Raw genomic sequence first — 20,595 nt, 5'->3', positions numbered from 1 at the left:
GCCTTTCCGGATCAGTTCGCTTCGTCAAGCGGCAGTGCGACAAAGCGGGGCGCGCCGTCACGGCGGATCAGCAACAGGATGGACTTGCGCCCGGCCTCTTTCGCGGCCTCGATCCCGTCCTTCAGGTCGGAGACAGACCGGATAGGCGCTTGGTTCGCCTCGGTAATCACATCGCCCGAACGCAGGCCCTTGCTGAATGCATCGGCCATCTCGTCCACACGTGTCACGGCCAGACCGGTTGCATCGGGGGACAGGCCAAGCTCTTGTGCCATATCGGGCGTCAGGGCGGTGACGTTCATTCCCAGCAATTCACCCTCGGTCTGGGGGGCTTGCTGGTTGTTTCCGCGGCCCGCGCTGGCGCTTTCGGCTTCCTCACGACGGCCCAGTGTCACGTTCAGCGTCTGGCTGCGGCCATCGCGCATGACGGTGATCGGAACCGATTGCCCGATGGGGGCATCCGCCACGCGATTCACAAGCGAACGGGTATCCGTTACCTCGTTACCTGCAAAGGAGGTGACGATGTCACCCGACTGGATGCCTGCATCCTTGGCGGGGCCATCGGGAACATCGGTAATCAGCGCCCCTTTGGCATTGGCCAGTCCGATCGCTTCGGCCACATCCGGCGTCACATCCTGAATCTGCACGCCCAGCCAGCCGCGGCGGGTTTCGCCGAATTCACGAAGCTGGTCGACGACCTTCTGCACGACACTGGACGCCATGGAGAAGCCGATACCGATCGAACCGCCGTTGGGCGACAGGATGGCCGTGTTCACACCGATAACCTGCCCCTGCATGTTGAACAGCGGCCCGCCCGAGTTTCCGCGGTTGATCGCGGCATCAGTCTGGATGTAATCGTCATAGGTGCCTTGCAGCGCACGGTTTCGCGCCGATACGATCCCCGACGAAACCGAGAAGCCCTGCCCCAGCGGGTTCCCCATTGCCAGAACCCAGTCACCTACGCGCATCCGGTCACTGTCGCCGAAGGGCACGAAAGGCAGTGGCTTGTCGCTATCGACCTTCAGCAGCGCAATATCGGTGCTGGTATCGGTACCGATCAGCTTGGCCGTCAGCTTTTCACCGGAAAAGAACTCGATCTGGATGTCATCGGCATTTTCGATCACGTGGTTGTTTGTGACGATATAGCCGTCCTCGGAAATGACGAAACCGGACCCGAGCGCTTCGGCGCGATGCGACTCCTGCGGTTGCTGGCCACGCGGGTCCATGAAGTCGCGGAAGAAATCCTCGAACGGCGAACCTTCGGGAATGATCGGTCGACGGTCGGTATTGGCCGCGACCGTCGTCGTCGTGGTGATATTGACCACCGACGGGCTGATTTTCTGGGCAAGGTCAGCGAAACTGGCCGGTGCATCCTGTGCAGCGGCGGGAAGCGTTGCCATTGGCAATGCGCCGAAAGCAAGCGTGCCTGCAAGACCGATGGCAGTCATCGAGCGGGTGATCTTGTTGCGGCGGGTAAGGGACATGGCGTTGGACGGCACCCCGAAACTCCTTCTTCGTTATCGTAACGCGGCCCGACAGCACGCCGGGTCTTTGCGCCTTAGACATGGCAGCTAGGTTGGGTTTCATACAATGCAAACTGCCGTCGCGATGCGTCACTTGGGTGTGAAAGATTGTAACGTGCAAAAGGGCGTCTGTAAAAGAAAAGGCCGCCCGAAGGCGGCCAGTTCATCATTGCTGCGGTGCAGGTTGCTGCGTGGGTGGCTGTGCCGGGGCCGCCGGGGCCTGACCGTTCAGGCCGGGCAACTGCGGCAGGTCCAGATAGCGGAAAAACGCACTGTCCGGTGTCATCACGATAGAGCTGCCTTCGCGGGCCAATGCGGTGCGATATGCTTCCAACGACCGGGTAAAGGCGAAGAACTCGGCATCGCGGCCATAGGCTTCGGCCAGAATACGGTTCCGTTCGGCATTGGCCTGACCGCGGATCACAGCGCCCTGGCTGTTTGCCTTGGACGTCACCTCGATCACCTCACGGTCAGCGGCAGCCCGGATGCGTTGCGCGGCCTCGTTTCCGCGGGCAATCTCGTCGGCAGCCTCACGCTCACGCTCGGCACGCATACGGGCATAGGTGGCCGAAAGGTTCTGCTGCGGCAGGTCGGTCCGTGTCAGACGCACATCGATCACCTCGATCCCGAGGCTGGCGGCCTGCTGGCGGGCAATATCGCGGATCTGCACCATCAGCGGAATACGATCCTCCGACAGGACGCGGTCGGAATTGACCCCGCCCAGCACCTGACGGATGGCTGCGGTCATGATCCGGTCCAGCCGCGATTGTGCCGCAGGAATACCGGCATTACCGACGCTTTCACGGAACTCTACCAGATCGACGATGCGCCAGCGGGCAAAGGCATCCACGATCACCCGGCGGTCATCCAGGGGCGTAACCTCCAGCGGGCGCGTCTGCAGCCCCAGGATACGCCCGTCGTAGCGGACCACCTCCTGAATGAAGGGAATCTTGAAGCCGATGCCCGGCTCCTCACGCACGGCCTTTACCTGGCCGAACTGCAGGACCAGCGCCTTTTCCCGTTCATCCACGATGTAGACAGACAGCAGGCCAAGTGCCGCGATCAGGATCACAGCGGGAAGAAGATAGATTGAACGTCCCATCAGTTTCCTCCTCCCGTCGTCGCCGATCCACGGTTCAGCTCGTTCAGCGGCAGATAGGGTACGACCCCACCTTCCCCTGTCACACCGTCAAGGATCGTGGTGTTCATCTTACCCAGTACCTGCTCCATCATTTCCAGATACATCCGCTCACGGGTGATATCCGGGGCATTGATGTATTGGTCATAGACCGAGTTGAAGCCGCTGGCCTCACCCTCGGCGGTGTTCACAGCCTGCGCACGGAAGCCTTCGGCCCCCTCCAGCACACGTGCCGCCTCACCACGCGCACCCGCAGTCACGCGGTTGCGATAGGCCTCGGCCTCATTCTCCAGCCGGACACGCTCTTGCTGCGCGGCCTGTACCTGGCGGAAGCTGTCGATAACCTCACCCGGGGGATCGGCCCGTTCGAAGTTGATACGGATAATCTGGATGCCTGCGCTATAGGTATCCAGCGTTCCCTGTACCGCGCCCAGCAATTCGTTCGCGATCGCACCACGATCACGGTTCAGAATGGGCGAGAGGTTGGAACGGGCAATAATGTCGCGCATCGCACTTTCGGCAACGGCACGGATCGTTTCGCTCGGATCTTCCAGATTGAACAGGAACTCGGCCGGATCGGCCACATTCCAGACAACCTGGAAACCGATGTCCACGATATTCTGATCCTGCGTCAGCATCAGGCCCGTGTCGTTTTCACCCGAAGAGCCCATACCGATATCGGTCGTCCGCTCTCCCGTTACTTCCACGATCTCGTGCGTGACCAGCGGCCATGGCGCGAAGTTCAGACCCGGCTGGCCGATCTCGGAGAATTCGCCAAGAAACAGCTGAACCGAACGCTGCTCGGGCCGGACGGTATAGATGGAGGCAAAGCCCCACATCACCACCAACGCCGCAACAGCCCCCAGCCCGATCAGGCGGGGCGGAATACCGCCCGTGCCGCCACCCGAACCCACAGGCCCGCGCGGACCGCCCGATCCGGTTTTCTTGCCGCCCAGAATGACCCGAAGCTGGTCCTGCCCCTTACGCATCAGATCGTCGATATCGGACCGCCCGCCGGCTTCGGGTTTACGCCCGTCATTGCGGTTATCCTGTGGATCCTGTCCACCGCCGCCTCCGCCGCCCCACGGCCCGCCATTCGACATTGATGTGTCTTCCCTCTTTGAAACTCTGGCCAAATTGGCCATTCAGCCCGTGAAATCAAGTTTTACGGACAGGTTTTCTTAGTGTGACCAGTTCTTCGGACATGGATGGATGCACCGCTACGGTGCGGTCAAAGTCCTCTTTTGTCGCGCCCATCTTGATTGCGATGCCTGCAAGCTGGATCATTTCACCCGCATGGGGTGCGACGATATGACAGCCCAGAACCACACGGGTTCCGGCACAGACCACCAGCTTCATCAGCACCCGATTCTGCCGCCCGGCAAACAGGGTCTGCATCGGGCGGAACGCGGCGGTATAGACCTCGATCGGTCCGTTCTGCGCCGCCGCCTCTTCCGACAGGCCCACGGTGCCGAACTCCGGCTGGGTGAAAACCGCCGAAGGGACAAGATCCCAATCCGCAGTCCGTTTCTGCCCGCCGAACACCGTATCCGCAAAGGCATGCCCCTCACGGATCGCGACCGGCGTCAGGGAAATGCGGTCTGTCACATCGCCCACGGCAAAGATCGACGGAACCGAGCTTTGGCTGTAGTCATCCACCGTGATTTCGGATTTTTGGCCCAGACGGACACCGGCATTCTCCAGCCCCAACCCGTCGGTATTGGGCACGCGGCCCGTCGCATACATCACCAGATCGAACCTTTCGGCAGAACCGTCGGTGGCATGGGCCACGATGGCATCGCCTTCGCGTACCAGCTTCACGATATCGGTGCCGCAGCGGATCGATACGCCATCGGCCTGCATCTGGCTGGCAATATGGTTACGACACTCTTCGTCAAAGCCGCGCAGGATCTGTCCGCCGCGGTAATACTGGTGCGTATCCACGCCCAATCCGTTCAGGATGCAGGCAAATTCCGACGCGATATATCCACCGCCCACGATCAGCGCCTTTTTCGGCAACTGCGGCATATGGAAGATTTCATTCGAGGTGATGGCAAGGTCCGATCCTTCAAAGGTCGGCACGAACGGCCGCCCCCCTACCGCGATCAGGATATGCTTGGCCGTGATCCGGGTGCCATCGGCCAGCGCCACCGTATGCGGGTCCACCACGGTGGCACGCTGGTCATAGGTGGTCACGCCTGCATTCTTCAACGTGTTGCGATAGGCACCTTCCAAACGGTCCAGCTCGGCCGCAAGCCCGGCATGGAAACGCTGCCAGTCAAAGCCGCGCACGTCCATATCCCAGCCATAGGCCTGTGCATCCTTGGCCATCTCGCCGTATTCGCTGGCGAAAACCATCAGCTTTTTCGGCACGCAGCCCCTGATGACACAGGTGCCCCCCATCCGGTATTCTTCGGCAAGGGCAACCTTTGCCCCGTGATCGCCGGCCGCAACCCGTGCCGCCCGCACGCCGCCCGAACCGCCACCGATGACGAACAGATCATAATCGAAGGGCATGGCTCAGTCTCCCAGATCGGAAAAGATATTCGATGTGGTGGCCAGATCGATCTGCGCCACCTGCCGTGCAGGGCTGCCATGCTCGGTCACCTCGACACGGCCATCGGGATGCCCCACCACAACCGTATCGCAGATGTTCAGGAACAGGCCGTTTTCCACCACGCCGGCAATCTGGTTCAGCGCCAGCGCCAGAGACTGCGGATTTCCGATCCGTTTGAGATGGAGGTCGAGGATGTAATTGTTCTCATCCGTACGCAAGGGCACGTCGCCCGCCATCCGCAGGACGACCTCATGGCCCAGCACGTCCTGCCCGGCCAGAACCTCCTCGACCAGACGGGACGTAGCGCGCCAGCCGAAGGGGATAACCTCAACCGGCAAGGGAAAGGCCCCTAGCGTTGCCACATGCTTGGCCGCATCGGCGATCACCACCATCCGGTCCGATGCGGTGGCCACGATCTTTTCCTGCAGCAGCGCCGCGCCGCCGCCCTTGATCAGGCCAAGATTTCCGTCGAATTCATCCGCGCCATCAATGGTTAGATCCAGACGCATCACCTCATCCAGCGTGCTGACCGTCAGCCCGAGGCTGCGGGCCAGCTCTGCCGTGCGGGTGGATGTGGCGACACTGGTGATCTGCAGCTTTTCATCGCGCACGCGTTCGGCCAGACACCGGACCAGCCAGGCGGCAGTGGAACCTGTTCCAAGGCCCACCTTCATTCCGTCCTGTATCAATCCGGCGGCGTGGCGGGCGGCGGTGAACTTCGCCTTTTCGATGGGGGAAAGATCGCTCGGCATCAGAACCTCTGGCGCATACGGGAATGGTGTCATGCCCCGGTTATAGGCAAACACCGCCCAAGGCACAATCAGCGCGGCACGCGCCGCCAGAAGCGGGTCATCATCAGGGCCGCCGCCACCGCCAGCCCGAAGGCCAGCCCCAACCACAGCCCATGCCCCCCGAGGCCCAAGGGAAACGCAAGGATGTACCCCGCTGGCAGCCCGATCGCCCAATAGCTGATGACGGCCAGCAGCATCGGCACCCGCGTATCACGCATCCCCCGCAACAGACCGATCGCCACCGCCTGCATTGCATCCCCGAACTGGAACAGCGCGGCCAGCGCCAGTAGCCCCGTGCCATAGGCGATGATCTGCGATGTGGCCGGATTGGCCTCGCTCAGAAACAACGAGATGATGAATTGCGGCAGGCTCAGATAGATGACGACGACGGCGCAGCCCACGACCACCGACAGGCCTATGGCCACCTTGGCCGCCCTGTGCAGATTGGGCAGATCCCCCATCCCCTGATATCGCGCTACACGCACCGTCGCCGCACTGGAGACACCGAGATGGATCATGTAGGACATTGCGGCCACCTCCAGTGCGATACCATGAGCCGCCAGTTCGATCGTGCCGATCCAGCCCATCATGACGGCGGTGGCCTGGAACATGCCGGCCTCGGCAAAGCCTGTGGCGCCGATGGGCGCCCCCAGCAGGGCCACTTGCTTGAACGCCGCCCAATCCGGCCGCCAGAACCGCTGGAACAGGTGGAACCGCCGCAATTCCGGCAGGCGCGCCGCATAGACCGCCAGAACCGTCATGTTCAGGGTCTGTACGGCAACGCTCGATATCGCCGCCCCGCGCACCCCCATTTCCGGCAGGCCGAACAACCCGAAGATCAGCGGCAGGCCGATGGCGATATTCACCAGGACAGCCGCGATCGTACTCCACAACACAACCTGGGTCCGGTCCAGTGCCGACAGATAGCTGCGCATGGCCACCACCACGAGGGCTGGCACCATGCCCAACCCCGCGATCCGCAGGAACTGCTGCGTCAATGCCGCAACCTCGGGCTGCTGGCCCAGCGCCAGAAACAGGGCACCGGAGAACCAGAACACCGGATAGACCAGCACACCGTAAAGAATGGACAGCCACAGCCCCATCCGCGCATCGCGGCGCACCTGCACCTCATCCCCGCGGCCCAGCGCCGAGGCGACCATCGGCATGACGGCCTGCCCGAAGCCGCCCCCAAGGATGAACGTCACGAAAAACGTGGAGGTGCCAAGCACCACTGCCGCGAATTCGGTCACGCCGTATCGGCCCATCATGACCGAGTCGGTGATATGCAGGAGCATCTGCGCCATATTGCTGCCGATCAGCGGCAGTCCGAGAATGAGCGTAGCGCGTAGATGTTGTGGAACGGTCAATGACATACAGGCACCTCTTACCCCGTCTTATGGGGGCAAGATTGCCGCAATGTGAACCGGCTTCGTTGCGCGCCGTTGCGGCACACCCTTTCGGAACGGTCGGAAACATGCTGATCTGACTGCTTACAAGGAGTTACCCTATGCTGACGATCTATGGTGTCTACCGGTCACGCGCCACGCGCCCCTTGTGGCTGCTGGGCGAAATCGGAATGGATTTCCACCATGTCCCCGTCATCCAGAGCTACCGGCTGGATGACCCGCTGCAGGCGGATGCGGCGTTCAACACGGCATCGGAAGAGTTTCTGACGCTCAATCCGATGGGCCAGATTCCGGTCATGGAGGATGACGGCCTGATCCTGACGGAATCCTTGGGCATTACCCAGCATATCGCCCGCAAATACGGCGGGCCGCTTGGGCCGCAAACCCCGCAGGAACAGGCGCTGATCGAACAATGGTCGTTGTTTGCGGCTACGGGGCTGGAAGCTGCCGGGCTGGAAATCCTCTATACGATCCGTCAGGGCAGACAGGACACCCCCGAAGGTCAGGCAACGATTGCGGCCGCAACCGAAAAACTCCGCCGCCCGCTGGCACGGTTGGACAAGTACACCGCTGCCCACCAATGGCTGGTCGGCGAACGCTTTACTGTGGCCGACCTGAATGTTGCCGAATGCCTGCGCTATGCCCAATCGCATTCCGCGCTGATTGCACAGTATCCGGCGCTGGATTCATGGCTGAAGCGCTGCCAGGCCCGTCCGGCCCATGGCGCGATGATGGCAAAGGTCGCACAGGAACCCGCCTGACCATCTCGGGGCGGGTTGCCCCCCCGCCCTGTTGCCTGTCTAATGGCCGGACCATCAGAAAAGAGTTCCCGCCATGTCCGACGATCTACTGTCCTCCTCCACCGTGGGTGAGACCTATGACGCGTCCTCTATCGAGGTGCTGGAAGGGCTGGAGCCTGTCCGCAAACGTCCGGGCATGTATATCGGTGGCACCGATGAACGCGCCCTGCACCACCTTGTGGCCGAGGTTCTGGACAATGCCATGGATGAGGCCGTTGCCGGCCACGCAAACCGCATCGAGGTGGAGCTGCACGCCGACCACTCGGTGACGGTACGTGACAACGGGCGCGGCATCCCCGTCGATCCGCACCCGAAGTTTCCGGATAAATCGGCGTTGGAGGTTATCCTGTGCACGCTGCATGCAGGCGGCAAATTCTCGAACAAGGCATATAGCACCTCGGGGGGTCTGAACGGCGTCGGCTCTTCGGTGGTCAACGCCCTGTCGGACCGGATGCGCGTAGAGGTTGCACGCAACCGCGAGCTTTATGTCCAGGAATTTGCCCGCGGCGTGCCACAAGGCCCCGTCACCAAGGTCGGCCCTGCGCCGAACCGTCGGGGAACGACCGTCACCTTCCACCCAGACCCTGTCATTTTCGGCCATCTGCTGCTAAAACCCGCGCGTCTGTACAAGCTGGTCCGCTCCAAGGCCTATCTGTTTTCGGGGGTGGAGATCCGGTGGAAAACCGCGATCGACGACGGGGAAACCGCGCGTGAAGCCACCTTCCAGTACCCGAACGGGCTTGCGGATTTCCTGAACGAAAACCTCGCGGGCGTGACGACCTATTCGGACAAGCCCTTTGCAGGGACTGTCAGTTTTCAGGACAAGTTCAATGTTCCCGGCCGGATCGAATGGGCCATAAACTGGACGCCCTCGCGGGATGGGTCGATACATTCCTACTGCAATACCGTGCCGACGCCCGAAGGCGGCACCCACGAACAGGGGTTCTGGGCTGCCATCCTCAAAGGTGTGAAGGCCTATGGCGAGCGGGTGAAGAACCGCAAGGCATCGGACATCACGCGTGAGGATATGCTGACGGGCGGATGCGCCCTGATTTCCATTTTCATTCGCGAACCGTCGTTTGTCGGCCAGACGAAGGATCGCCTATCCTCGGACGAGGCCGTGCGCTGGGTTGAATCCTCGGTACGGGACCATTTCGATACATGGCTGGCCTCGGACACCAAGGCAGCGGGTGCCATTCTCGATTTTCTGGTTCTGCGCGCCGAGGAACGTCTGCGCCGCCGTGCGGAAAAGGAAACGCAGCGAAAATCGGCCACGAAAAAGCTGCGCCTGCCCGGAAAGCTGACGGATTGCACCGCCAAGAACCGCTCCAACACCGAACTGTTCATCGTCGAGGGGGACTCGGCCGGTGGGTCGGCCAAAGGTGCCAGATCCCGGGAAACACAGGCGCTGCTGCCGCTCAAGGGCAAGATCCTGAACGTATTGGGCGCCGCATCAGGCAAGCTGAACGACAATGCCGAGATCCGCGATATCTGCGAGGCGCTGGGCGTCGGGATGGGATCGCGGTTCAACCTTGATGATCTGCGCTATGACAAGATCATCATCATGACCGATGCCGATGTGGACGGCGCGCATATCGCCTCCCTGTTGATGACGTTCTTCTTCACGCAGATGCGGCCCCTGATCGACAAGGGTCATCTGTATCTGGCCTGCCCGCCGCTGTACCGCCTGACGCAGGGCGCACGGCGGATGTATGTGGCGGACGATGCCGAAAAGGAGAAATGGCTGAAAAAGGGGCTGGGGGGCAAAGGCAAGATCGACGTGCAGCGCTTCAAGGGGCTGGGCGAGATGGACGCCAAGGACCTGAAGGATACGACGATGAACCCTGCCAGCCGCAAGCTGATCCGCGTTTCCATCGACGAGGACAGCGAAGCCGGGGATCTGGTGGAACGCTTGATGGGCAAGAAACCGGAGCTCCGGTTCCAGTACATTCAGGAAAACGCCCGTTTCGTCGAAGAGCTGGACGTATAACCTCTGGATTTCGGGCATATGCGGTCCCATCTACCGCATATGCCCCGCAAGACATTCCCCCGCCTTTCGCTGACCGACACCCTGGTTGAACGCACTTTGCGCGTAGTGACCGATCCCGGACCCAACCCGGAGTGGACCCCGTTGACCGATGATGATTACGCCGCGCTGGCGCATGACATCATCAAGGCACATCTCGGGCCCATCCCGATTTTCGCCTATGGTTCCCTGATCTGGAACCCCAACTTCGAAGTGGGGGATGTGCGCAAGGCTGTGGCTCATGGCTGGCACCGCTCATTCTGTCTGGATATCCGCCAGTGGCGTGGAACGCCCGAACAGCCGGGTCTGATGATGGCTCTGGCCAAGGGCGGCTCTGCCACGGGGCTGATAATGGATATTGCGAAGGGCCATGAGGCAGAGGCGCTGGATGCACTGCTCCGTCGGGAGCTGGTGGCAAAGGAGATGGTCTCCAACATCCGCTGGGTAAAGGCGCGGTCACACCGTGGGCTGGAGAATGTGCTGACCTTCTGGGCCGGTCCGCAGGGCGATATGGTCATCACCCTCCCGCCCGAGGAGCAGGCCCGACGGTTGGCGCGCGCCTGTGGCCATGGCGGATCGGGCGCGCAATATCTGCACAATACAGTTCGCAAAATGGCCGAGTTCGGCCTGCATGACCGGAACCTGAACAGGCTGGACCATCTGGTAGCTGCCGAGATCGCAAGCTGGCCCGAACAGACCGCCTGCTGCGCCTGAAGGGCCGGATTGCCGCCCTAGACCAGCTTGCCGCCTTCCAGACGGACGACACGGTCCATCCGCGCGGCAAGCGCCAGGTTATGCGTCGCGATCAGCGCCGACAGGCCCGTTTCCCGCACCAGTGACATCAGCGCCTCGAACACCCGATCCGACGTGTTCGGGTCCAGGTTTCCCGTAGGCTCATCCGCCAGCAGCAGTTTGGGGCCGTTCGCCAGCGCCCGGCAGAACGCGACACGTTGCTGTTCGCCGCCTGACATGGCTGCGGGACGGTGGTTGCTTCGGTGCCCCACACCCACGTGGCCCAACAGGGTGTCAGCACGGGCATGGGCCGCCGCCTGCGGCACACCATTGGCAAGCTGCGGCAGGATGATATTTTCCGCTGCTGTGAATTCGGGCAGCAGATGGTGGAACTGGTAGATGAACCCGATATCGCGGCGCCGCGCTGCGGTACGGGCGCGATCGTTCTTGCCCGCATAATCCACGCCATCGATCCGGACCTGCCCTTCATCAGGGGAATCCAGCAATCCGGCAATATGCAGAAGCGTGGATTTTCCTGCCCCCGAGGGTGCAACCATTGCCACGACCTCTCCCTTGCCCACGGTCAGGCTGGCGTAATCCAAGACCGTGATCTCGTTCGGCAGGCCTGTGTTGTAGCGTTTGCGCAGCCCCTCAAGCACCAGCATCTCATTCATAACGCAGGGCCTCCACAGGGTTCATCCGCGCCGCACGACGGGCCGGAAAGATCGTGATGATGAATGACAGGCCCAACGAAAGCGAAATGGCCGTCAGCACATCGTGCAATTGCAGCTTGGCCGGCAGGTGATAGATCCCCCGGATCTCGGGATCCCAGACGTTGCCGCCGGACACGTAGTTCACAAGGCTGAAGATAGGATCGATGTAGATGGCGAACAGACAGCCCAAGATCAGCCCGGCCAGCGTGCCGACAATGCCCGTTCCGGCCCCGCAGATGAAGAAGATCCGCAGGATGGATCCTTCGGTCAGCCCCATGGTCCGCAGGATGCCGATGTCGCGGCCCTTGTTCTTTACCAGCATGATCAGGCCGGACACGATATTCATCGTCGCGATCAGCACGAGGATCGAGAGGATCACGAACATCACGTTATCCTCCACGTCCAGGGCCCGCAGGAAAGAGCCTGCCCCGTCCCGCCACGTCCAGAAGAATGTTGTCGGGCTGGAGGCATTCATGAGCGCCGGCATATAGCTTTCGACCTGCTCGGGGTTTTCCACCATCACCTCGATCTCATCCGCGAAACCTTCGCGGTTGAAAAAGCTCTGGGCCTCGGCAAAGGGCATGTACAGGCGCGTCTTGTCGATGTCGTAGCGACCGGCACTGAAGATGTATTCGATGGTATATCCGTTGACGCGGGGGCTTGTACCGAAGGCCGTCCGCACCCCGTTCGCAGAGGTCAGGCGGATGACATCCCCCACCTTGAGGCCCATGTCACGGGCCATCTGCTCCCCCACGGCGACGCCGTTCTGGAAATTATCCAGTGACCCCCGCGCCTCGGCACCGTCTCCGATACGCGGAATGGCCCGCAGATCCTCCAGCCGGATGCCATAGACATCCCCAAGCCCTGACACATCGCCCGAGGTGACCATGACCTGGCCACGGATCAGGGGGGCGGCACGGGTCACACCCTCCACAGCCGCCAGATTGGCAGCCTCGGTGTCGTAATCCCTGATCCCCCGCTCTCTTACGCCGTCGGCGTTGACCGTATCCTGCGTATAGACGGTGACATGGCTGTTCGCGCCCAGGATCGTATCCACGAACTCGGCGCGAAAGCCCGCGCGAACAGACAGGGTGGCGATCAGGGCGAAAACCGCCAGCGTGATGCCGATCAGACTGATCCAGGTCATGACCGACACGCCGCCCTCGGCACGACGCGCGCGCAGATAGCGCCACGCGATCATCCATTCGAAACGTGAAAACGGTTTCGTTGCCATCTATGGCCTCATTTCTGTTCGCGAGCAGGTGTTCAGAGCACGCCGTAGATCTGGGCAACACGCTCCACTGCAGTTTCCAGCGATACTTCTTCGCTTTCCCCGGTGCGGCGCGATGTCAGTTCCACCTTGCCCGCCGCCAGACCGCGCGGACCGACCGTAATCCGCCATGGCAGACCGATCAGATCCATCGTGGCGAACTTGGCACCGGCACGTTCCTCGCGGTCATCGTACAGCGGCTCCAACCCCTTGCCGACCAGCGCGGAATAAAGCGCGTTGCAGGCACTATCGGTCGAAGAATCGCCCTGCTTCAGGTTCACGATGCCCACGTGGAACGGGGTAACACCCTCGGGCCAGATGATGCCCTTGTCATCGTGGTTCGCCTCGATGATCGCGCCCAGCAGACGGCTGACGCCGATCCCGTGGCTGCCCATTTCCACAGGCACGCGGCTGCCGTAAGAGGTCACGACATTGGCCCCCATGGCTTCGGAATACTTGGTTCCGAAGTAGAAGATCTGGCCGACCTCGATCCCGCGGGCCACGCGGCGACGCTCTTCCGGGACCTCGTTGAACAAAGCCTCGTCATGGGTTTCGTCGGTGCGCGCATAGGATGATGTGAACTCGGCGCAGATTTCTGCCACGGTTTCACGATCCTCGGCGTCGAACTCACGCGTTCCCAGACGCAGATCGGTGACGGCGCTGTCATAGAACACCTCGCTCTCGCCGGTTTCGGCCAGAACCAGGAATTCATGGGTATTGTCGCCGCCAATGGGGCCGGAGGCCGCGCGCATTGGAATGGCGGTCAGCCCCATCCGCTCATACGTCCGCAAATAGCTGACCATATGGCGGTTGTAGGCATGCAGCGCGGAATCACGGTCGATGTCGAAGGAATAGCCGTCCTTCATCAGGAACTCGCGACCACGCATTACGCCGAAACGCGGGCGCATCTCGTCACGGAATTTCCACTGCACATGATACAGCGTCAGCGGCAGCTCCTTGTAGCTGTTCACATGGCTGCGGAAGATGTCGGTGATCATCTCCTCGTTCGTGGGGCCATAGAGCATCTCGCGCCCCTGCCGGTCCTTGATGCGCAGCATTTCTTGGCCGTAGTCGTCATAACGGCCGGATTCCCGCCAAAGATCCGCAGGTTGCAGCGTCGGCATCATCAACGGAATATGGCCGACGCGGATCTGCTCCTCGTGCACGATCTGCTCGATCCGCTTCAGAACCTTGAAGCCCAACGGCAGCCAGGAATAAATCCCTGCAGCCTGTTGCTTAATCATGCCAGCGCGCAACATATAGCGGTGAGACACAATTTGCGCCTCGGACGGGTTTTCCTTCAGGACAGGCAGGAAATAACGGCTCAGGCGCATTGGGGCCTCATAGAGAAAAAGGGTCAAACTGCGGTGTACGGCCTTGGCGCACACGCTGCAAGCGCAACGCGCTTTTGCTTGCAGCATCGCGGGGTATGGGCCATTCCTTGCCATAACATTCAAGAGGGTGACAATGCGGGCAACGCAACTCGAACAGGCGAAATGGTGGGGGATCGCTGCGGTTGTCTTTCTGGGGATGCTCTGGGTCATGGGCGACGTCATCCTGCCGTTCATCGTGGGGGGGGCGGTTGCCTATTTCCTTGATCCGCTGGCGGATAAACTGGAACGTCTAGGGCTGAGCCGCACCGTCTCCACCGCCATCATCGCCATTGCCACGGTGCTGATTTTCGTGCTGCTGGTCCTTGCTGTCATTCCGACGCTTGCCAACCAGCTGACCCAGCTGATCAATGCCGCCCCCGAAATCTTCCGCCAGCTTCAGGCGTTCCTGCTGGACAGGTTTCCGCAGTTGAACGACGAAACCTCCACCATCCGCCAGACCCTCGATTCGCTGGGCCAGACGATCCAGCAACGCGGCGGGCAGATGGCGAACTCGCTGCTGGCATCGGTGTTCTCGGTCATCAACGCCGTCGTCTTCATGATCGTGGTGCCCGTCGTCGCCTTCTATCTGCTTTTGGACTGGGACAAGATGGTGGCAAAGATAGACACCCTGCTGCCCCGTGAACATGCACCCACGATCCGGGAGCTGAGCAAGGAAATCGACCGTGCGCTGGCAGGCTTTGTCCGCGGGCAAACCACGGTCTGCGTCATCCTTGGCACCTATTATGCCCTGACGCTCATGGCGGCGGGGCTGAACTTCGGGGCCGTTGTCGGGGCGATCGCCGGTTTCCTGACGTTCATCCCCTATGTCGGCGCGCTGGTGGGTGGCGGTCTGGCCATCGGACTGGCACTGTTCCAGTTCTGGGGAGACTGGTGGTCGATCATCCTGATCTGGGCCATCTTCCAGTCCGGCCAGTTCGTCGAAGGCAATATTCTGACGCCGCGGCTGGTGGGCAATTCCATCGGGCTGCACCCGGTATGGCTGCTGTTCGCCCTCTCCGCCTTCGGTGCGATGTTCGGCTTTGTCGGGATGCTGGTGGCGGTGCCCGTTGCGGCTGCATTGGGCGTCTTGATGCGCTTTGCCGTTGCCCAGTATAAATCCAGCAGGATGTATCAGGGCGTGGATGACCAGCCCTATCGTGAAGATCAGGGATGACACGACAACTGGCCTTCGATCTGCCGGCACGGCCCGCCTTGGGAAGGGAGGATCTGTTCGTCTCCCCCGCCAATGCGCTTGCCCTTGCCGCATTGGAAGGCTGGCGCAACTGGCCACAGGGCAAAATGGTGCTGTCCGGTCCGCACGGCGCGGGCAAGACCCATCTGGCCCACGTCTGGGCCGCCGAGGCGAATGCCGTACTGGTGGATTCGGGTGCCCTGCCCGGTGCCGACATCACCGCCCTGTCACGAGAGCCTGCATTGGTGCTGGAAGATGCCGACCGTCTGGCAGGCGAACCCGAAGCGGAGGCGGCGCTGTTCCACCTGCACAACTTACTGGCCGAACGAAAACGCCCGTTTCTGGTTACCGCTTCGGCCCCGCCGCGCGATTGGGGGCTGGAGCTTGCCGATATCCGCAGCCGGATGCTTGCCGCCCCGCTGGCCCGGCTGGATGCGCCGGATGATGCCTTGTTATCCGCCGTTCTGGTGAAATTGTTTGCAGACCGGCAGATTGCAGTGCAACCTGCACTGGTCCAATTCCTGGTGGCGCGCATGGATCGCGATCTTGGCACCGCACGCGCCATCGTTGCCGCACTCGACTCCCGTTCGCTTGCCGAGCGCCGCCCCATCACACGACAACTGGCCGGAGAAATCATCGAAGACCGTGCCGCCTGACCCTCGTCACGCCCCTGTCATGTCATACAGGATACATATTCACCCATGACTGCACGCAGCTTTGGATATATACTTTTCCCATGACCGCCGCCGATTTCCTCCGCACCCCGTTCGCCGAGCCTGTGACCCTTCCGTTGTCGGAAATCCAGGGCCCGAAGCGCTTTTTCAACCGTGAACTCAGCTGGCTCAGCTTCAACTGGCGCGTGCTGGAGGAGGCGTCGAACCCGGCCGTACCATTGCTGGAGCGGCTCCGGTTCCTGTCGATCTCCGATGCCAACCTTGATGAATTCTATACCGTCCGCGTCGCAGGTCTGCGCGCGCTGGCCCGTCGGTCCAAACCGGGCCTGTCAGAGGATGGGCGTTCCCCCAGCCAGCAGCTGGAACTGGTCCATACCGAGGCACGGCGCCTGATGCGGACGCAGCAGGTCGTCTACAACCGTATCCGCCGCCAGATGGAAAGCGAAGGCCTGCGCCTCATGACGCGCTCCAAGCTGACGCGGCGCGATCTGCAATATCTTGAACAGCACTTCCTTTCAGCTGTTTTCCCGGTTCTGTCGCCGCTGGCAATCGATCCGGCGCACCCCTTTCCCTTTATTCCGAACACCGGATTCTGTCTGGGCCTGCAACTGGAACGCACTTCGGATCAGCGTCGGCTACAGGCCCTGCTGCCCATTCCGCAGCAGATCGACCGCTTCATTCCGCTTCCGGGACGGACGGCGGATGAAACGCGCTTTCTGCCGCTGGAAGAGCTGTTGCTGCTGCATCTGGACATGCTGTTCCCCGGCTATGCCGCACGCGGTCACTGCAGCTTTCGCGTGCTTCGGGACAGCGATCTGGAGGTGGAGGAAGAAGCCGAGGATCTGGTGCGGGAGTTCGAGACCGCATTGAAACGGCGCCGCCGCGGCGACGTCATCCGCCTGACGATCAGCGCAGGTGCACCGCCCGAACTGTTTGCCCTGATCAAGAGCGAACTTGGCGTGAAGGACAGCGAGATCGTCGCCGTTCGCGGCCTGATCGGCATGGCGGACCTCAAGGAACTGGTGGTATCATCCCACCCGAACCTTCTGTGGCCCAGCTTCACGCCCCGCGTACCGGAACGGGTTCAGGATTTCGAAGGTGACATGTTCGCCGCGATCCAGCAGAAGGACATGCTGCTGCATCACCCCTATGAAACATTCGACATGGTCGTCCGCTTCTTGCAGCAGGCCGCTAGCGATCCGAATGTTCTGGCGATCAAGCAGACGCTGTACCGGACATCCACCGACAGCCCGATCGTGGGCGCGCTGTGCGAGGCGGCAGAGGCCGGAAAATCCGTCACCGCGCTGGTGGAGCTGAAGGCCCGCTTCGACGAGGCCGCCAACATCCGCCAAAGCCGCCGCCTGGAACGGTCCGGCGCGCATGTGGTTTACGGATTCATGAACTACAAGACCCATGCCAAGATCAGCACGGTGGTGCGGCGTGAGGGGGACAAGCTGGTCACCTATACCCACTACGGGACGGGCAACTACCACCCCATTACCGCACGGATCTATACCGACCTGTCGTTCTTTACCTGCGATCCTGCGCTTGGCCGCGATGCCACACGGGTCTTCAACTACCTGTCGGGCTACGTGCAACCCGAAAAGCTGGAAAATCTGGCGATCTCTCCGATCAGCCTGAAACCCCGCCTGCTGGATCTGATCGCAGCCGAGGCGGCACATGCGCGTGCCGGCAAACCGGCCGAGATCTGGGCCAAGATGAATTCGGTCATCGAACCGGAAATCATCGATGCACTTTATGATGCCAGTCAGGCGGGTGTGAAGATCAGCCTCGTGATCCGCGGAATCTGCGGCGTACGTCCCGGCATCAAGGGCCTTTCGGAGAATATCCGCGTCAAATCCATCGTCGGGCGTTTTCTGGAACACAGCCGGATCATGTGCTTCGGCAATGGGGATGCCCTCCCCTCGCCCAAGGCGCGCGTGTTCTTCTCTTCGGCCGACTGGATGGGCCGCAACCTGAACCGCCGCGTGGAAACCCTGGTCGAAGCCAAGAACCCGACGGTCAAGGCCCAGATCGTGGACCAGATCATGGCTGCCAACATGGCGGATGAAGCGCAGAGCTGGATCCTCGGCCCCGACGGAAACTACAGCCGACCCGAAGGTGAGGCGGATGACAACCTGTTCTCCTGCCATCGGTTCTTCATGGAGAATCCGTCCCTTTCGGGGCGCGGCACCGCCGGAGACAAGGATGTGTCACGCCTTTCCCACCTTTTCGGTTCGGCGGACCATGATCTAGATCTCGACAACGACTGACACGTGCGTGCCGACCCAATATCCCGCCTACCGGAGACAATGATGACGTTTGAAACCATGCTGACAAAGGCCGAGGAGGTCGCCCTGTTCGGGCGCCCGCTGTTCAACGATCCGTCGGTTCGTGCCTTGCGGCGTGTAGGTGTTGTGGATGTCGGTTCGAACTCTGTCCGGATGGTGGTGTTTGACGGGGCTGCACGCAGCCCCGCCTATTTCTTCAATGAAAAAGTGATGTGCGGTCTGGGCCTTGGCCTTGCCGAAACCAACAGGCTGAACCCGCGCGGTGCGGTCCGGGCGCTGGCCGCGCTGAAACGGTTCGCGGCACTGGCACGGGGCATGGGAATTGCCGATATGACAGTGGTGGCCACCGCCGCCGTCCGTGAGGCCGAGGACGGCCCCGCGTTTCAGGCACAGGTAGAGGCGGAAACCGGCCTGAAGCTGTGGGTCATCGACGGAGATGAGGAAGCGCGCCTTTCGGCCCAGGGTGTCCTGCTGGGTTGGCCGGGCGCACAGGGAATCGTCTGCGATATCGGCGGAAACTCCATGGAGCTGGCCCGCATTGGCGAAGGCAAGGTCAGCCTGCGGGGCACCTCCCCCCTCGGCCCTTTCCGCCTGCAGCAGATCGAAGGTGGTGCCAAGGAACGTCGCGCCCATATCCAGGGCATTCTCAAGGATCTGAAAAAGCTGATCCAGCCGGACAATGACCGCATCTTTCTGGTCGGCGGATCATGGCGGGTGATCGCAAGGCTGGACATGGAGCGGCGCAGCTACCCGCTACGGGTACTGCATGAATACCGGATGACGCCGCGCGATCTGCTGGACACGCTGGACTGGATCGCCAAATCGGATCTTTCGGCCCTGCGCTCGGCAACCGGCACCTCGACCGAGCGGATGGAGCTGGTTCCCCTTGCCTGCGAAGTGTTGCGCGAACTGGTCAGCATCTTCGAGCCTTCCGAGATCAACATTTCCTCCTACGGTATCCGTGAGGGGCTGCTGTACGAACAGATGCCCGACCAGCTTCGTGAACGGGATCCGTTGATCGAGGCGGCCCGCGCCACCGAAGCCGGATCGGCGCGCATTCCGGGCTTTGGCAAGACATTGTTCAAATTTCTGCTGCCGATTTTCGAGGATGCCCCCTCGGACCGTCTGCGGCTGATCAAGGCTGCCTGCCTGTTGCATGATACCACATGGCGTGCCCATCCGGATTACCGGGCAGAGCTGTGTTTTGACAATGCAACGCGGGCAAACCTGGGGGGGCTGGATCACCCCGGACGGGTATTCCTGGGCCTTGCGCTGCTGCACCGCTACAAGAACAACCGGTCAGGGACGCGTTTCGATGCGCTTTTCTCGCTGCTGTCAGAGGATGAGATCCGCGAAGCCGAGGTTCTGGGCAAGGCCATGCGGTTCGGCGCGATGTTTGCGATGGATGACCTTGCCGACACGGGAACGCTGAAATGGAAACCGAAAAAGCGCATCCTGACCCTGACGCTGACCGAGCGCGGGCAGCATCTGTTTGGCGAGGTGGCGCAGTCGCGCTTCAAATCGCTGGTCTCCTCGTTGCAGGCAGAGGCAGATGTCGTGTTTCCCGATCTTGCGCAGGACGCTGACGCCCGCTAACGCTGGGGAATCCCTGCGAAAGGTTGCCCGATGATACGCCCTGCCACATTGGCTGATGCCCCCCAGATCCGCGCGCTCTGGAATGCCATGATAACCGACAGCCTTGCCAATTTTTCCGAGGTGGAAAAGACACCGGCCGAGGTGGAGACCGCAATCCGCGAACGTCCGGTACAGGGATTTGCCGTTTTCGTGGCCGAAGAGGAAGGCGAGATTACCGGCTTCTCCACCTATGCGCAGTTCAGGCCCGGCCATGGCTATCGGCTGACAATGGAACATACGATTGCCACGAACCCCAGGTTCAAAGGGCGGGGCATTGGGCGTGCGCTGATGAAGGCGGTCGAGGACCATGCCAGGGCCATGGGCGCGCATTCGATGCTGGCAGCCATCACCGCCCAGAACTCCGACGGCGTTTCATTTCACGAAGCGCTCGGATATCAGCACGTTGCCCTTGTGCCGCGTGCCGGGTACAAATGGGGCCAATGGCTCGATCTGGTGCTGATGCAGAAATTTCTCTGA

At 61.5% G+C, this 20,595-nt stretch carries 17 protein-coding genes; 8 read left to right on the top strand and 9 right to left on the bottom strand.

Going from position 1 to position 20,595, the window contains the following annotated elements; translation table 11 throughout:
* Positions 1–11: 11 nt before the first annotated feature.
* From TR36_RS09630 to TR36_RS09605, 6 genes are all read right to left on the bottom strand, one after another.
* Positions 12–1,496 (bottom strand): Do family serine endopeptidase, encoded by a 1,485-nt coding sequence (locus tag TR36_RS09630; protein WP_045391317.1) that lies wholly within the window; start codon positions 1,494–1,496, stop codon positions 12–14.
* Positions 1,497–1,686: 190 nt separating this feature from the next.
* A complete protein-coding gene (gene hflC / locus TR36_RS09625) occupies positions 1,687–2,622 on the bottom strand; it encodes a protease modulator HflC (RefSeq protein WP_082714911.1) in 936 nt (311 codons plus the stop codon).
* Positions 2,622–3,761: an FtsH protease activity modulator HflK gene (gene hflK, locus TR36_RS09620; RefSeq protein ID WP_045391318.1), complete on the bottom strand. Its 1,140-nt coding sequence runs from the start codon at positions 3,759–3,761 to the stop codon at positions 2,622–2,624. The genes hflC and hflK overlap by 1 nt, the downstream gene beginning before the upstream one ends.
* Positions 3,762–3,816: 55 nt before the next feature.
* A complete protein-coding gene (gene gorA, locus TR36_RS09615) occupies positions 3,817–5,175 on the bottom strand; it encodes a glutathione-disulfide reductase (RefSeq protein ID WP_045391320.1) in 1,359 nt (452 codons plus the stop codon).
* 3 nt (positions 5,176–5,178) lie between these two features.
* The gene (gene rpiA / locus TR36_RS09610) at positions 5,179–5,967 is read right to left on the bottom strand and encodes a ribose-5-phosphate isomerase RpiA (RefSeq protein ID WP_062763162.1); all 789 of its coding nucleotides are present in this window, start codon (positions 5,965–5,967) and stop codon (positions 5,179–5,181) included.
* A gap of 68 nt (positions 5,968–6,035) precedes the next feature.
* Entirely contained in the window at positions 6,036–7,379 is a 1,344-nt protein-coding gene (locus tag TR36_RS09605; protein WP_045391993.1) for an MATE family efflux transporter, read from the bottom strand.
* Positions 7,380–7,513: 134 nt separating this feature from the next.
* Between TR36_RS09605 and TR36_RS09600 the strand changes: the two genes are divergently transcribed.
* From TR36_RS09600 to TR36_RS09590, 3 genes are all read left to right on the top strand, one after another.
* Positions 7,514–8,173, top strand: coding sequence for a glutathione S-transferase family protein (locus TR36_RS09600; RefSeq protein WP_045391322.1), 660 nt, complete (start codon positions 7,514–7,516; stop codon positions 8,171–8,173).
* Positions 8,174–8,246: 73 nt separating this feature from the next.
* Positions 8,247–10,202 (top strand): DNA topoisomerase IV subunit B, encoded by a 1,956-nt coding sequence (gene parE / locus TR36_RS09595; protein ID WP_045391325.1) that lies wholly within the window; start codon positions 8,247–8,249, stop codon positions 10,200–10,202.
* Between the two features lie 18 nt (positions 10,203–10,220).
* Positions 10,221–10,952 (top strand): gamma-glutamylcyclotransferase, encoded by a 732-nt coding sequence (locus TR36_RS09590; RefSeq protein ID WP_202814397.1) that lies wholly within the window; start codon positions 10,221–10,223, stop codon positions 10,950–10,952.
* Between the two features lie 17 nt (positions 10,953–10,969).
* Here TR36_RS09590 and TR36_RS09585 read toward each other — a convergent pair whose 3' ends face one another.
* The 3 genes from TR36_RS09585 to proS are packed head-to-tail and all read right to left on the bottom strand — an operon-like array spanning position 10,970 to position 14,287.
* Positions 10,970–11,644 carry an ABC transporter ATP-binding protein gene (locus tag TR36_RS09585; RefSeq protein ID WP_045391327.1) on the bottom strand — a complete coding sequence of 225 codons (675 nt, stop codon included), beginning with the start codon at positions 11,642–11,644 and terminating at the stop codon, positions 10,970–10,972.
* A complete protein-coding gene (locus tag TR36_RS09580) occupies positions 11,637–12,917 on the bottom strand; it encodes a lipoprotein-releasing ABC transporter permease subunit (protein ID WP_045391330.1) in 1,281 nt (426 codons plus the stop codon). Before TR36_RS09580 ends, TR36_RS09585 begins: the two co-directional genes overlap by 8 nt.
* A 32-nt stretch (positions 12,918–12,949) precedes the next feature.
* Positions 12,950–14,287: a proline--tRNA ligase gene (gene proS, locus TR36_RS09575; RefSeq protein WP_045391333.1), complete on the bottom strand. Its 1,338-nt coding sequence runs from the start codon at positions 14,285–14,287 to the stop codon at positions 12,950–12,952.
* A gap of 133 nt (positions 14,288–14,420) precedes the next feature.
* Here proS and TR36_RS09570 point away from each other — a divergent pair, with 133 nt between their 5' ends.
* From TR36_RS09570 to TR36_RS09550, 5 genes are all read left to right on the top strand, one after another.
* A complete protein-coding gene (locus TR36_RS09570) occupies positions 14,421–15,500 on the top strand; it encodes an AI-2E family transporter (protein ID WP_045391336.1) in 1,080 nt (359 codons plus the stop codon).
* A complete protein-coding gene (locus TR36_RS09565) occupies positions 15,497–16,174 on the top strand; it encodes a DnaA ATPase domain-containing protein (RefSeq protein ID WP_045391339.1) in 678 nt (225 codons plus the stop codon). The genes TR36_RS09570 and TR36_RS09565 overlap by 4 nt, the downstream gene beginning before the upstream one ends.
* Before the next feature lie 80 nt (positions 16,175–16,254).
* On the top strand, positions 16,255–18,465 hold the full coding sequence (locus TR36_RS09560; protein WP_062763093.1) for an RNA degradosome polyphosphate kinase: 2,211 nt from the start codon (positions 16,255–16,257) through the stop codon (positions 18,463–18,465).
* A 42-nt stretch (positions 18,466–18,507) separates the two neighbouring features.
* Complete coding sequence (locus TR36_RS09555; RefSeq protein ID WP_082714910.1) at positions 18,508–20,079, top strand: Ppx/GppA family phosphatase; 1,572 nt, start codon at positions 18,508–18,510, stop codon at positions 20,077–20,079.
* A 30-nt stretch (positions 20,080–20,109) separates the two neighbouring features.
* The gene (locus TR36_RS09550; RefSeq protein WP_045391345.1) at positions 20,110–20,595 is read left to right on the top strand and encodes a GNAT family N-acetyltransferase; all 486 of its coding nucleotides are present in this window, start codon (positions 20,110–20,112) and stop codon (positions 20,593–20,595) included.

Origin of the sequence: Falsirhodobacter sp. alg1 (assembly GCF_000739715.2) — a bacterium.
GTDB lineage: Bacteria > Pseudomonadota > Alphaproteobacteria > Rhodobacterales > Rhodobacteraceae > Falsirhodobacter.
This window is presented reverse-complemented; position numbering and strand designations above follow the sequence as displayed.

Coding starts and splice junctions, on each gene's coding strand:
- hflC (WP_082714911.1), bottom strand. CDS start 2,622: ATGGGACGTTCAATCTATCTTCTTCCCGCTGTGATCCTGATCGCGGCA.
- hflK (WP_045391318.1), bottom strand. CDS start 3,761: ATGTCGAATGGCGGGCCGTGGGGCGGCGGAGGCGGCGGTGGACAGGAT.
- gorA (WP_045391320.1), bottom strand. CDS start 5,175: ATGCCCTTCGATTATGATCTGTTCGTCATCGGTGGCGGTTCGGGCGGC.
- rpiA (WP_062763162.1), bottom strand. CDS start 5,967: ATGCCGAGCGATCTTTCCCCCATCGAAAAGGCGAAGTTCACCGCCGCC.
- TR36_RS09605 (WP_045391993.1), bottom strand. CDS start 7,379: ATGTCATTGACCGTTCCACAACATCTACGCGCTACGCTCATTCTCGGA.
- TR36_RS09600 (WP_045391322.1), top strand. CDS start 7,514: ATGCTGACGATCTATGGTGTCTACCGGTCACGCGCCACGCGCCCCTTG.
- parE (WP_045391325.1), top strand. CDS start 8,247: ATGTCCGACGATCTACTGTCCTCCTCCACCGTGGGTGAGACCTATGAC.
- TR36_RS09590 (WP_202814397.1), top strand. CDS start 10,221: ATGCGGTCCCATCTACCGCATATGCCCCGCAAGACATTCCCCCGCCTT.
- TR36_RS09585 (WP_045391327.1), bottom strand. CDS start 11,644: ATGAATGAGATGCTGGTGCTTGAGGGGCTGCGCAAACGCTACAACACA.
- TR36_RS09580 (WP_045391330.1), bottom strand. CDS start 12,917: ATGGCAACGAAACCGTTTTCACGTTTCGAATGGATGATCGCGTGGCGC.
- proS (WP_045391333.1), bottom strand. CDS start 14,287: ATGCGCCTGAGCCGTTATTTCCTGCCTGTCCTGAAGGAAAACCCGTCC.
- TR36_RS09570 (WP_045391336.1), top strand. CDS start 14,421: ATGCGGGCAACGCAACTCGAACAGGCGAAATGGTGGGGGATCGCTGCG.
- TR36_RS09565 (WP_045391339.1), top strand. CDS start 15,497: ATGACACGACAACTGGCCTTCGATCTGCCGGCACGGCCCGCCTTGGGA.
- TR36_RS09560 (WP_062763093.1), top strand. CDS start 16,255: ATGACCGCCGCCGATTTCCTCCGCACCCCGTTCGCCGAGCCTGTGACC.
- TR36_RS09555 (WP_082714910.1), top strand. CDS start 18,508: ATGACGTTTGAAACCATGCTGACAAAGGCCGAGGAGGTCGCCCTGTTC.
- TR36_RS09550 (WP_045391345.1), top strand. CDS start 20,110: ATGATACGCCCTGCCACATTGGCTGATGCCCCCCAGATCCGCGCGCTC.